11 protein-coding genes are annotated in these 12,448 nt (G+C 50.0%); 7 read left to right on the forward strand and 4 right to left on the reverse strand.

Annotated elements, in window-relative coordinates; translation table 11 throughout:
- Positions 1-119 precede the first annotated feature (119 nt).
- The 4 genes from ACTNEN_RS05045 to ACTNEN_RS05060 form a co-directional block, all read right to left on the reverse strand.
- A complete protein-coding gene (locus ACTNEN_RS05045; RefSeq protein WP_441204955.1) occupies positions 120-836 on the reverse strand; it encodes a response regulator in 717 nt (238 codons plus the stop codon).
- The gene (locus tag ACTNEN_RS05050) at positions 829-2,865 is read right to left on the reverse strand and encodes an ATP-binding protein (RefSeq protein ID WP_441204956.1); all 2,037 of its coding nucleotides are present in this window, start codon (positions 2,863-2,865) and stop codon (positions 829-831) included. The genes ACTNEN_RS05045 and ACTNEN_RS05050 overlap by 8 nt, the downstream gene beginning before the upstream one ends.
- A 161-nt stretch (positions 2,866-3,026) precedes the next feature.
- Positions 3,027-3,674, reverse strand: coding sequence for a potassium channel family protein (locus ACTNEN_RS05055; protein WP_441204957.1), 648 nt, complete (start codon positions 3,672-3,674; stop codon positions 3,027-3,029).
- A gap of 28 nt (positions 3,675-3,702) precedes the next feature.
- Positions 3,703-5,037: a TrkH family potassium uptake protein gene (locus tag ACTNEN_RS05060; RefSeq protein ID WP_441204958.1), complete on the reverse strand. Its 1,335-nt coding sequence runs from the start codon at positions 5,035-5,037 to the stop codon at positions 3,703-3,705.
- Positions 5,038-5,352: 315 nt separating this feature from the next.
- Between ACTNEN_RS05060 and ACTNEN_RS05065 the strand changes: the two genes are divergently transcribed.
- The 7 genes from ACTNEN_RS05065 to ACTNEN_RS05095 all read left to right on the forward strand — a co-directional run bounded on the left by ACTNEN_RS05065 (position 5,353) and on the right by ACTNEN_RS05095 (position 12,378).
- Complete coding sequence (locus ACTNEN_RS05065; RefSeq protein ID WP_441204959.1) at positions 5,353-7,011, forward strand: ABC transporter substrate-binding protein; 1,659 nt, start codon at positions 5,353-5,355, stop codon at positions 7,009-7,011.
- Between the two features lie 80 nt (positions 7,012-7,091).
- Positions 7,092-7,730 (forward strand): gamma-glutamyl-gamma-aminobutyrate hydrolase family protein, encoded by a 639-nt coding sequence (locus ACTNEN_RS05070; protein ID WP_441204960.1) that lies wholly within the window; start codon positions 7,092-7,094, stop codon positions 7,728-7,730.
- Entirely contained in the window at positions 7,727-8,467 is a 741-nt protein-coding gene (locus ACTNEN_RS05075) for a gamma-glutamyl-gamma-aminobutyrate hydrolase family protein (protein WP_441204961.1), read from the forward strand. Before ACTNEN_RS05070 ends, ACTNEN_RS05075 begins: the two co-directional genes overlap by 4 nt.
- Complete coding sequence (locus tag ACTNEN_RS05080; protein WP_441204962.1) at positions 8,464-9,459, forward strand: ABC transporter ATP-binding protein; 996 nt, start codon at positions 8,464-8,466, stop codon at positions 9,457-9,459. The genes ACTNEN_RS05075 and ACTNEN_RS05080 overlap by 4 nt, the downstream gene beginning before the upstream one ends.
- Positions 9,452-10,405 (forward strand): ABC transporter permease, encoded by a 954-nt coding sequence (locus tag ACTNEN_RS05085; RefSeq protein ID WP_441204963.1) that lies wholly within the window; start codon positions 9,452-9,454, stop codon positions 10,403-10,405. The genes ACTNEN_RS05080 and ACTNEN_RS05085 overlap by 8 nt, the downstream gene beginning before the upstream one ends.
- A gap of 15 nt (positions 10,406-10,420) precedes the next feature.
- A complete protein-coding gene (locus ACTNEN_RS05090) occupies positions 10,421-11,365 on the forward strand; it encodes an ABC transporter permease (protein ID WP_441204964.1) in 945 nt (314 codons plus the stop codon).
- Between the two features lie 17 nt (positions 11,366-11,382).
- Entirely contained in the window at positions 11,383-12,378 is a 996-nt protein-coding gene (locus ACTNEN_RS05095) for an ABC transporter ATP-binding protein (protein WP_441204965.1), read from the forward strand.
- The last annotated feature ends 70 nt before the right edge of the window (positions 12,379-12,448 follow it).

The raw sequence follows: 12,448 nt of genomic DNA on the forward strand, positions 1-12,448 counted from the left end.
AATGATTTAAAAATGGCAGAAAGCACTTGTATACAAGTTGGTCCATCAGCCAGCTTGTAAGTGCATCTGCCACAAATAAGATATCGTATTAAGTAGTCTATCTATCCTGTTAGTGCTTGTCAATCAATCTTCTCGGGATCGATTTTCATCATACGGTAACCGACACCGATATGTGTCTGGATATACTGCGGAGAGTCTGCATTCGGCTCAAGCTTCCTGCGAAGCGCCGCCATATATACTCTGAGAGACGCCACGTCATTATCCCAGCTGCGCCCCCAGATGTGCTGTGTGATATAGGTATGCGTCAATACCTTGCCCAGATTTTTGGACAGAAGGCAGAGCAGCTTATATTCAATCGGCGTGAGATGCAGCTCCTCGCCGTTCAGCCAGGCACAGCCGCTCGCATAATCCACCTTAAGCTGACCATTAATAAAAACAGAGCTCATGGTCATGGCTTCCGCTGACATATAGGACAGCCTCCGCTGTGTAACTCTCAGCCTTGCCAAAAGCTCCTCTACAGAAAAAGGCTTTGTCAGATAATCATCCGCTCCGGCATCCAGCGCCGCGATCTTATCCTCATCCTCCGTCCGCGCACTGATTACGATGATCGGCAGATTGGACCAGCTACGGATCCTGCGGATCACATCCACGCCATCCATATCCGGAAGTCCGAGATCCAGCAGCACAATCTCCGGATTATGCGAAGCCGTCTCCATGATTGCATTCTCACCATCCCCCGCTGTGAGGAAGCGGTACTCATTGGCTTTTAAAGTCGTTGTAATGAGGTTCCGTACCGACGGATCATCCTCCACAACAAGAATCAATGGTTTATTCACGTAACGTCACCTCCCCGGCCGGAAGCGTAAATGTAAAAACCGAGCCATGCGGCATATTGTCTTCTACCTTGATGGATCCACCATGCGCATTGACAATCGATTTACAAAGTGCAAGCCCCAGTCCAAGACTCCGGCGGCTGTCCGCAAGCTTCTGCTTCCCCGTGTAAAACATATCAAAAATCTGTATCTTCTGATCATCTGGAATCCCGGGACCATTATCCGTCACGGAAACATAGACCTCCTGTCCCTTTTTTGACGTATGAATCTCGATGACAGAACCCGGCTGTGTATATTTTATCGCATTATTTACAAGATTGATCAGTACCTGCACAATTAATCGTGCGTCAATCCGTACCAGGATTAAATCCTCCTCTGATGTCACCCGGATCGTATGCTCCTCGCGCTTTTTACTGACATGATGAAGTGCCTCCGTGATCACCTCATCCATCAGCTCCACCGATAATGACAGCTTTACTCTGCCATCCTCAATCCTTGTGATCGCCAGCAGATTTTCCACAAGATTAATGAGCCACTCCGAGTCCTCATAGATATCCCGAAATGCCTGCTTTCGTGAGGCATCATCCATCTTCTCATAATTACAAAGCAGATTGTCCGCATTTCCGGAGATCGAGGTGAGCGGTGTACGTAAATCATGTGAGATGGTGCGGAGGAGATTGGCACGCAGCTGCTCATTCTGCGCGAGGATCGCCGCTTCCTCCTTTTCTCTTGCATTGCGAATGTTTTCAATCGCAAGTGCACATTCACCGAGCATGGAGCGGAGGATGCTGTTTTCAAAAGGATCCAGTACCTGCTTATGGATTGCAATTCCAGCCACGCCATAGGCCTGCTGCGAAATCCGAATCGGAAAATACAGACAGGAAGCTTCCGGATACTGCGCAGTGCCAAGTCCCGCCTTATGACGGTTTTTAAAAACCCAGTTCGCAGCTTCCTTTTCCATTTCTGTATCCAGCGGCTGCAGCTTTGAGCCAGGCGTCCGGAAAATGGCAGGTTCCTCCAGCTTGTCCCCGTGCGCATCGCTTAGATAGATAACGACATCTCTCTCCAAAAGCTTCAGGATCTGCTCCGCCGTGGCTTTTACAATATATCCTTCATCGTGACCCTTTTGCAACAGCTGATTGGTTTCAAACAAGATCCTGGTCCTGTAATCCGCATGCGCTGCCTGCCGCGCATTATCCTTAAGCCGGGAAGCAAGCGAACCACTCAATATCGCCACCATAAACATGATCGGAAAAGTAACAAAATAATCCGGATCACTGAAATGAAATGTATACCGAGGCACTGTAAATAAAAAATTAAATACCAGAACACTGATGACCGATGCCACCACGCCGCAGTAAAAATCTGTCGTAAGGATTGAAATCATCAGGACTGCAAAGATATAGATCGACACCAGATTGGCATCAGAAAATCCCAGCCTGTAAAAAAGGACCCCAACAAGTGTCACTGCCAGCAGCACAAGAAATGTCACTATGACATCTTTCAGCAGGATGCGGGGCTTTTTTGCCGGAAGCATTCGCCTACGCTCGCTCCCCTGCTCTAAATTTCCATCCGGAATCACATGAACCTCTACTCGGGGCGCATCAAGGATCAGACGTTCGGTAAGCGTCGGCTTGCTGAAAATCCCCTTCCGCGTGGCATTGCTGCGTCCGATCACGATGATGCTGACCTCTGCGAGTCTTGCAAACTCTGCAATCTGAAATGGCACATCCTCCCCAAATACTACTTCAACATGCGCTCCCAGACGCTGCGCAAGCTGTTTGTTGTCCTCCAGACGCTTTTTGTCCTCTGTACACATCCCGGAAACTGTCGGCGTTTCTACAAAGAGTGCCGTAAAACGTCCATGGTACGCCTCAACCATACGTGCTGCGGTACGGATGATCCTTGGATTAGACGGAGAGGAAGACAGGCAGACCAGGATATGTTCCTCTGCGCGGCGATTTATATTTGCTGCATTGCTGCCCGCTGTGCTGTTATCCCTGGTTAGTCTGCCTACTGTATTACAGTTCACTTTATTCCAAGGCTTCTCCACCTGGTATTCCACCTCCGATTTCAATTTCTATCCTCAACCCGATGACTTTTTGCTGGGATTTAGCTTGCTGCCGATATAACTCTCAGAGCTCATATCGACTATAGATTCGAGTTTGTTATACAAAAAATCTGACTATTTTCCTATATATGGAAGCATTTCTGCAGATCCTTGTTTACTCCCAATACAAGCAGCGTTGTCCCTGCTTCAAGAATGCTATCCGACGACAAGGACATCTCCACCTTACCATCCTTTCGGATTCCGATGATCGTAAGATTATATTTTTTACGGATATCAATCTCTCCGATGGATCTGCCCGCCCAGGTATCCGGTACAAGAATCTCCAGCATCACATGGTCCGCATCCAGCTCCATATAGTCGCGGATTCCATCTGAGCTATAGCGGATCGCCGTCCATTTGGCAAGCTGCTTCTCCGGATAAACCACCTCATCCGCGCCGTTTCTTAAGAGAAATTTCTCCTGTACATCTCTTGCCGCGCGGGAAACAACAAACCCTGCGCCAAGCTCCTTAAGGAGAGACGTCGTCTCCAGCGAGCTTTGGAAGTCATTGCCGATCGCTACAATGCAGACATCAAAATTACGCACTCCCAGTGAACGCAGGAAATCTTCATTGGTGCTGTCTCCGACTCTGCCGCAGGTCACAAAAGGCATTACAGGGTTAAGCCTCTCCTCCGACTTGTCCACCGCCATCACCTGCTGTCCCAGCCGGTTAAGCTGCATTGCAATATGCTTTCCAAAACGTCCCATGCCAATCAATAGTATAGATTTCATATATAACTCCTTTTATTTTACACTTCTTTTATCCAACCGTCACTCTCTCAGGTGGAAATTGCTGTGCGAATGTCTTTGTCCCTGGCAGTGCCGCATATACGAGCGTCAGACCTCCGACACGTCCGCAGAACATAAGTAAAATCAGAATCAGTCTGGATACCGATCCGATTTTCTGCGTGAGCCCCAGCGTAAGCCCCACCGTGCCCACGGCAGATGCCGCTTCAAAAAGACACGGCAGCATCGGAAGTCCCTCAATCACACTGATGAGAAGACCGCCTGTAAAAAACAATACAAGGTACATAAGAAGTATCGTTGCTGCGGATTTCACCGCGTCCGCCTCCATTCGCCGTCCAAAACAGTGCGGGTCGCCCTTCTGCCGGAAGGTGGACGCCGCTGTCGCCCAAAGCACTGCAGCGGTCGTGGTTTTCATACCACCTGCCGTAGATCCCGGACTTCCTCCGATCAGCATGAGTACAATGATAATGCTGATGCCGCTCTCCCGCATGAGCCCAAGGTCTACCGTGTTAAAGCCTGCGGTTCTTGGCGTCACCGACTGAAACAAGGATACCAGTATCCGCTTTCCAAGAGGCAGATCCGGAAATTCAAAAATAAAAAAGGCAATCGCCGGGAATATCAGCAGGATCGCTGTCGTGATGAGGATCAGTTTACTCTGGAGCCGAAGCTTCTGGAAATGAAGCCCGTTTTGCCGGAGATCTGCCCAGGTCAGAAATCCGATGCCGCCGACGATGATGAGCAGCATAATCATTACATTAATAACCGGATTGGATGCATAACTCACAAGCGAGGAATACGCGCCTCGCGATCCCATAAGATCAAACCCTGCATTGCAGAAGGCTGACACAGAGTGAAACATTGCCATCCAGATCCCCTTAAGCCCAAAGTCCCGGCAAAAAATTGGCAGCATGCACAGAGCGCCCCCGATCTCACAGACCGCGGTTGTCATAAGGATAAACCGGGTCAGCCGCACGATGCCTCCCACCTCCGGGGCCGCAATCGCCTCCTGCATGGTGGATCTGCCACTTAAGTTGATTCTGCGCCCGGATAGCATTGCAAATGCCGCTGCCACGGTAATCACGCCCATGCCTCCGGTCTGAATCAGCACAAGGATCACTGCCTGCCCAAGTGGTGACCAGTACGTTGCCGTATCATGTACCACAAGTCCGGTCACACATACAGCAGATGTCGATGTAAAAAGTGCATCCTGAAATGATGCGTGCCCGCCGGTTCGTACGCACCAGGGCAGCATCAGAAGCAGTGCACCTATAAGAATCACAGAGGCAAAGCCAATACTGATGATCTGAAAGGATGTCCATCTTTTTTTGGGATGTGCAAAAAAATCCATACAATACTCCTTTTCCTTCATTTCGTTAAAATCTTATACCATACAAAATAAAGAAGGTAAAAGAGTATCCGCGCTAATATTAAGATCGTATAAAGATCCGTTCCCGGTTTTCAGGCTCCAGGCTGCTGATTTCTGCTCTCTGCTCCCAAACTTCTATATGGTTTGTTATAACTGCGTCTTATATCAGGCTATTAATATTTCAATATTTACAAATTTAAATCCTACCTTTATAATATGAAAAACATTAAATCTTTTAAGAGCAGACATTTGTCCGTTGGATAAAGACAAATGTATTGCAGAATAGGAGGAGACATTATGAAAAAAAAGAGGTATACCGCATCACTCCTGGCTGTCCTGCTGGCAGCAGGACTTGTAACAGGTTGCGGGGCAGCATCGTCATCAACGGCTGATTCTACAACAGGCGCTGCCCAGGTGGGCACTTCCGCATCTGCTGCGGCTGATAGCGGAAGCAGTGATGGCAAGGTGATTACCATCGGCTTCTCCACCGCATGGGACTCTATGATGCCGTATAACTCTGCATCCGGAAGCATGTATAATGCGCTGATGCTGGATAAAATTTATGACCGTCTCGCATTTGCAGAGATCGGCGGCTCCTCCTTTAAGCCAAGAGCGGCTAAATCCTGGGAAGCAGCGGATGATAACCAGTCCATCGTTTTCCATCTGGATGAAAATGCCACCTGGTCCGATGGTCAGAAGGTGACCGCGGATGACTGGGTATATACCTTCCAGCTTATCACCGATCCCGCGTTCACCGGAACCTCCCGCGGCGATGCCAAATCGCTGGCCGGAACAGATGACAGTGGCGTACGCACCGGCGACAGCTTTGAAGGTGTCGAGAAGCTCGACGATTATACCATCAAGCTGCATCTCAAAAATCCATCCACACCGGAGGACTGGCTGATTTCTCACAATCGTCAGGTGTATGTGCTTCCGCAGCATGTATTAAAGGATATCCCTGTGGACTCGATCCTGACAAGTGATGTATGGAACAATCCTGTCGGTTCTGGTCCGATGAAGTTTGTATCTCAGGTTGCCGGTTCCGAAATGGTGCTTGCTCCAAGACCGGAGTATCAGCTCGGAAATACCAACGCTTCACAGGTGATCCTCAAGGTTGTAGACTCCACCAATGCTCTCAATTCTCTGATTTCCGGAGAGCTGGACTATAACGAAATTTCCAACCAGGTATCGGAAACCAACAAAGCGGTGGCTACCGGTGCAGGGCTTACCGTGACGACCTCTGATACACCAAACTTCTTCTTTGAGATGATCATCAATAACTCCAACGTATCGGATGCAAATCTTCGCAAGGCACTCTGGTACGCACTGGATGTGGATGCACTGATCAAGACCTATAACGGCGGCAACGGTACCTCAACCGACACCTATGTACTTCCGGACAGCCCATATTACAACAGTGATGTCAATGTTTCCTATGATCCCGACAAAGCCAAGGAGCTTATGCAGGAAGCCGGTTATGATGGCAAGACACTGACGCTTGCCTGCGGTTCCTCCAGAGAATCGCTTGCCTCTCTTATGAAACAGTACTGGGATGCAGTTGGACTCAATGTACAGATCCAGATCGTGGATGTAGCAACCATGTTCTCAGGACTGAAGGACGGTACTTATGATCTCGGTCTTTCCGGTCATACACCAACTTATGGAGTAACCTGGTTTGATGATGCAACATCACTGCATGTATTAAAGGGTGAAGGTAACTCCTCCTATTCCGTCACGGATCCGAAGCTGGGTGAATACTACAACGAGATCAACTCTACGTTTGACACCGATAAGCGGACCGAGCTGGTAAAGGAGTATCAGCAGTACCTGGCCGACACTGCGCCTTATGTTCCACTTTGGTTCTCCGATCTTAATTATATCGAGAGCAATGTACAGAATATTGATTATCTCGCATCCATGATGTGCAACGATAATATCTACGAGTGGCAGAAATAAAGCTGTTTCCTGCGGCAGGAAAGTGGAAGGTCCTCTTCCACTTTCTTTGTTTTATGAAACTAAGTACACTGAGGTGACCCATGAATCAAACAAAAATTCTGATCGTTCCGGAATACGAAACACAATCTGGAGGTACGGTGCTGGTGGCAGATCGTACTGTTTCCCATACACTTACGGAGCTAGGCGCACTGCCGATTTATGCACTGGACATCCGCACATATCAGGAGTATGCAGAGCTCAGCGATGGACTGCTCCTCCTGGACGGTACGCTCTTCCACCCCTTCCGCTATGGCGGCATTGTGGAGAGCTTCCAGGAGCTGGCCGGATACCGGAGGCTTAGGGATGACATAGAGTTTGCTCTCGCAGAGGAATTTCTGAAATGTAAAAAGCCGGTCTTTGGCATCGGACGAGGCGCTCTCGTGTTAAATACGGTGCTGGGCGGCATCCCGGAAAAGGAGCGTTCTCATGTAGCGGATCCCCATTTCACCTGCTTTACCCAGAACATTACCTTGCAGGCAAATGCTTCTCTCTATGAAATCCGCAGACTTGGTGATGGTCTCCATCCGACGTCCCTCTCCGGTGAACGGATCCTCTCCTATACGGACGATACAGGGCGCTTACAGGGACTCCTGTTCCGTCCGGATCAGGCAGAAGCAGGTGGTGCGGAAGCTTACAAATCTTTCTTAGCGGAATTAATCAAGGAGGCAAAGGACGTATGAGTAGTGATACTTTACAAAAAGCAAAAATTGCACTGGATGGCGGTGCGGCACTGACTGAATTTGGTACCGACGCCGTTGCCAGCAACCGAACCTACTCTGCAGCGATTGCCGCAGGCGGTGGTGTCCCCATGCTCATTACGGATCCCGCTGAAGCGGAAGCATTCGCGGCTTTCTGTGACGGACTGATACTCAGCGGTTCTTTTTCCTATAATCCATTTCCCGAGCGGAAAGCCGAGGTGGATCAGCATGAGTCCGTACGGAGAGTCGAGGAAACCGTGCCGATCATTGATGCCTTTGTAAAGCAGCAGAAACCGATCCTCGGCATCTGTCTCGGGATCCAGAGCTTAAATCTTTATTTTGGCGGTACGCTGAAGGATATGTTTAAGCTGACCGATGGGGTCGAACACATGCTGGATTTTCATCCCGTCCGCTGCTCGGAAAAGTCGTTTATGCGTCCATTGTTTGGCGAGGAGTTCCTCGTAAACTCCCGGCATAACCGTAAGATTGATCGTCTGGCGGAGGACCTGATTGCCACTGCCTGGTCGCCGGATGGCATCATTGAGGAGGTGATCCACCGGTCGCTTCCGGTTTACGCGGTGGAGTATCATCCGGAGCGGATGCGGGGCGATGACCGGGAGCCGCCATTCGGCCCTGACACAACTCCGCTGTTTCAATGGTTCTGCGACCTGTGCCGGGATCGTCGCAAACTTACCGTAGAGAAAGGTTTTCAGTCATGAATGTATCCAAGGGTGAAGTCCTTATTGAGGCTAAGGATCTGAAAAAATATTATCGTGTAAAAAAAGGACTTGGCAAAGTCGTCGTGAAGGCAGTGGATGGTGTAAATCTCAGCATCTACAAGGGAGAAGCGCTCGGTCTCGTCGGCGAATCCGGCTGCGGCAAGTCAACATTCGGCCGTGCATTGATCCGTCTCGATGATCCGACCGATGGAAGCATCCTGTATGACGGGCAAAATCTTATGACTCTGTCCCATAAGGAGATGAAAAAGTACCGTCAGGATCTCCAGATTATCTTCCAGGATCCGTCAGCGTCCCTCAATCCCCGGAAGACAATTTTTGATTCCGTGCGTCTCCCGCTCCGGGTGCATGCAGAGCTATCCGAGGCGGAACAGCTGAAGCGTACTGCGGAAATGCTGCGCTACGTGGAACTGCAGGAGGATAACTGGTATCGTTATCCGCATGAGCTCTCCGGCGGACAGAAACAGCGTGCCGTGATTGCGCGTGCCTTAATCGTGCATCCCAAATTCATTGTAGGCGACGAGCCGGTGTCTGCACTGGATGTTTCGATTCAGTCCCAGATCCTGAATCTTTTAAAACGGATTCTGCGAGATGAACAGCTTTCCCTTTTGTTCATCTCCCATAATCTGTCGGTTGTCCGTTTCCTTTGCGACCGGATTGCCGTCATGTATCTTGGCAGAATCCTGGAAATCGGCTCCAAGGAAGAAATTTTTGGTGACCCGGCGCATCCGTATACCAGAGCACTGATGAGCGCAATCCCGATTCCTGATGTACACGCACGCAAAAAACGTGTTGTGCTTTCCGGAGATGTGCCGAGTCCATCCGCACCACCAAGCGGCTGTCCCTTCCATACAAGATGTCCTTATGCAGTCGAGCAGTGCTCTGTCAAGGTACCAGAGCTCCACTGTATCGGAGGAACACATTTTGCTGCCTGTGACAGACTCACATCCATCCGGGAGGAAAATCATGGCTAAATATATTGTAAAGCGGCTGATCACCGCGATTCCGATCTTTTTTGGCATTACGATCATCATTTATACGATGCTGAACCTGGCACCCGGTTCTGCGCTTGACATGCTTGCATCCAGCGAAATGTCGGTTTCCTCCGAGGCGTATCAGCAGCTCAAGGCTCAGCTTGGCCTGGATCAGCCGCTCTGGGTCCGGTATCTCCTGTGGCTTAAGGATCTTGTCCACTTTAATTTCGGAACCTCTTACCGTACAAGTCAGTCTGTGGCGCTGATGGTTTCCCAGCGAATCGTACCGTCCGTGATCCTCTCCGGAACCGGCGTCATCATCGCGATCCTGCTGAGCCTTCCCATCGGTATCATGGCGGCCTATAAGCCCTACTCTAAATGGGATAATATTTCCTCATTTTTTGCGCTGATCGGCTCTACGCTTCCGGGATTTCTGCTGAGCCTCCTGCTGATCTATTTCTTTTCCATCAAGCTTAAGCTCCTGCCGACGCAGGGCATGCACAGCTCCGGAAATACCAGTCTCCCGGATCTCATCCGGCATCTGATCCTCCCTGCGCTGATCATCGCTATCGGCTCCATGGGAAACCTCATCAAGCAGACACGTTCCGCCTGCCTTGAGATGCTGGGTGAGGATTTTGTAAAAACCGCACGTTCCAAGGGAATCTCGGAGATGGCAGTCATGGTATTTCATGTATTCCGTACCGCACTGATCCCGATTTCCACCACGATCCTGCTCCAGATCCCACACATCATCGGCGGCACAACCATCGTCGAGCAGATATTCAGCTGGCCGGGACTTGGTTCCCTTATGATCAGCTCTATCAATAACCGTGACTATCCAGTTGTTATGTGTATCGCGACTCTGATTGCCGTTACCGTACTTGTTACCAACATCCTGATCGATATCATTCACGGACTGCTGGATCCGCGCATAAGCTACAGCTAAAAGGAGGAACGTATTATGCCAGACATAAAAACTAATCATAGTATGATACCGGAGAACTCCGCGCAAAGTAGTGCTGATACGGATGCACAGTATCAGCTCAGCCTGCATAAGAACCGTCGCGCGGTACTAAAGAAATTTCTGCATAATCCTCGCGCTGTCATCGGTCTTGTCATCATCCTGATTGATATCCTGATGGTGGTGCTGCTCCCGATCCTGATGCATACCGACCCGACAAACTCGGATCTCACAAGCGGCATGTATGCAGCCCCTTCGGCAAAACACCTGCTCGGCACGGACATTATCGGACGTGATCTTTTTGCAAGATTCCTCTCCGGCGGACGTGTTTCTCTCCTTGTGGGTCTCCTGTCTCCGCTGATCAGTCTCGCCATAGGACTTCCGCTCGGACTCATCGCCGGATTTTACCGTGGCAAGGCGGAAACCGTCATCATGCGGCTTGCAGACATCTTTATGTCCTTCCCCAGCATGATCCTGATCCTCTGCCTTGTCGCCGTTGTTGGTCCCTCCATTACCACCATCATCCTTGTAATCGGTGTCATGGGATGGACCCAGATCGCGCTGCTTGTACATGGAAATGTAGTCACCATCCGGAATATGGATTATATCCAGGCTGCCCGGGCTGCGGGATGTTCGGATTACTACATCATTTTCCATGAAATCATGCCCAATGCCATCAGCCCGGTGCTGGTACTGCTCTCCTTCCGTGTCGGCTCCGCGATCATTCAGGAATCCAGTCTCTCTTTCCTTGGCGTTGGTATCCGAGCGCCGCAGGCATCGTGGGGCAATATCATCAATGCGGCAACCGATATCTCCGTGCTGACACTGCGTCCATGGGTTTGGATGCCCTCCGGACTTATGATTATCCTGACGGTAGTTGCATTCAACTTTGTAGGTGAAGGGCTGAGAGACGCTCTGGATCCCAAGATGAAAAATGTAGGTTAAGTGAAGGGAGTATGCATATGGAAGCAAATACAACAAATGATACACTGCTCTCGGTGCGGAACCTGCAGGTGGATTTCCGTTCCGGTAAAAAAAGCTATGTCACCGCGGTAAGTCATGTGAGCTTTGATCTCCATGCGGGTGAAGTTCTGGGTATCGTCGGTGAATCCGGCTGTGGCAAGTCTGTCACTGCCAACAGCATCATGCGGCTTTTGCCTAAGGAAACGACATTCATCCGCAATGGAGAAATCTTATTTAAGGGAAATGACATTTTAAAGATGAATGACGCCGAGCTCCGCGATCTTCGTGGAAAGCATATCGGTATGATCTTCCAGGAGCCGATGTCCTCTCTCAATCCGGTCTACCGTATCGAGCAGCAGATGACAGAAATGCTCAAGGCACACCGACACTTAAGTCACGCAGAAGCCCATGAGGAATGTCTTAAAAACCTGGAAGCAGTCGGTATCCCGGATCCGGCGCGGGTACTCCAGCAGTATCCGCATCAGCTTTCCGGAGGTATGCGTCAGCGTATCATGATCGCTATGGTGCTTTCTGTCCGTCCTGAAATCATCATTGCTGATGAGCCTACCACTGCACTGGATGTAACGATTCAGGGACAGATTCTGGATTTGTTGATCCAGCTTCGTGAAAAATACGGAACCTCGATTATCATTATTACACATGATATGGGCGTAGTTGCGGAAATTGCCGACCGTGTCCTTATCATGTATGGTGGAAATGTCATGGAAACCGGCAGCGCAGCGCAGATTTTTGACCATCCGGCACATCCTTATACTAAGGGTCTACTGCGCTCAATCCCGCATCTTGATCGAGACGAGGATGTACTCTACACCATCAAAGGCACCGTCCCCGCGCTTAAGGACATGCCCAAGGGCTGCCACTTCTGTACCCGCTGCGAGTTCTGCCAGCCCGACTGCCTGGAAGCCCCGCCAAAGCTTCGCGGTACCAATGGTCATCTGGCTGCCTGCTACCACCTTGAGAAGCTGCCGGAGTAAAGGACCTACACGCTACACAAGGGTGGCTCATCCCCCAATCAAATTTTGATTTGCACGAAAAAAGACTGAT

The organism is Oribacterium sp. HCP28S3_H8, from assembly GCF_052064775.1.
In the GTDB taxonomy this organism is placed as follows: domain Bacteria; phylum Bacillota; class Clostridia; order Lachnospirales; family Lachnospiraceae; genus Oribacterium.

Excerpts from the sequence above, each read along its gene's own strand:
- ACTNEN_RS05055 (WP_441204957.1), bottom strand. The coding sequence starts at position 3,674 with ATGAAATCTATACTATTGATTGGCATGGGACGTTTTGGAAAGCATATT.
- ACTNEN_RS05060 (WP_441204958.1), bottom strand. The coding sequence starts at position 5,037 with ATGGATTTTTTTGCACATCCCAAAAAAAGATGGACATCCTTTCAGATC.
- ACTNEN_RS05065 (WP_441204959.1), top strand. The coding sequence starts at position 5,353 with ATGAAAAAAAAGAGGTATACCGCATCACTCCTGGCTGTCCTGCTGGCA.
- ACTNEN_RS05070 (WP_441204960.1), top strand. The coding sequence starts at position 7,092 with ATGAATCAAACAAAAATTCTGATCGTTCCGGAATACGAAACACAATCT.
- ACTNEN_RS05075 (WP_441204961.1), top strand. The coding sequence starts at position 7,727 with ATGAGTAGTGATACTTTACAAAAAGCAAAAATTGCACTGGATGGCGGT.
- ACTNEN_RS05080 (WP_441204962.1), top strand. The coding sequence starts at position 8,464 with ATGAATGTATCCAAGGGTGAAGTCCTTATTGAGGCTAAGGATCTGAAA.
- ACTNEN_RS05085 (WP_441204963.1), top strand. The coding sequence starts at position 9,452 with ATGGCTAAATATATTGTAAAGCGGCTGATCACCGCGATTCCGATCTTT.
- ACTNEN_RS05090 (WP_441204964.1), top strand. The coding sequence starts at position 10,421 with ATGCCAGACATAAAAACTAATCATAGTATGATACCGGAGAACTCCGCG.
- ACTNEN_RS05095 (WP_441204965.1), top strand. The coding sequence starts at position 11,383 with ATGGAAGCAAATACAACAAATGATACACTGCTCTCGGTGCGGAACCTG.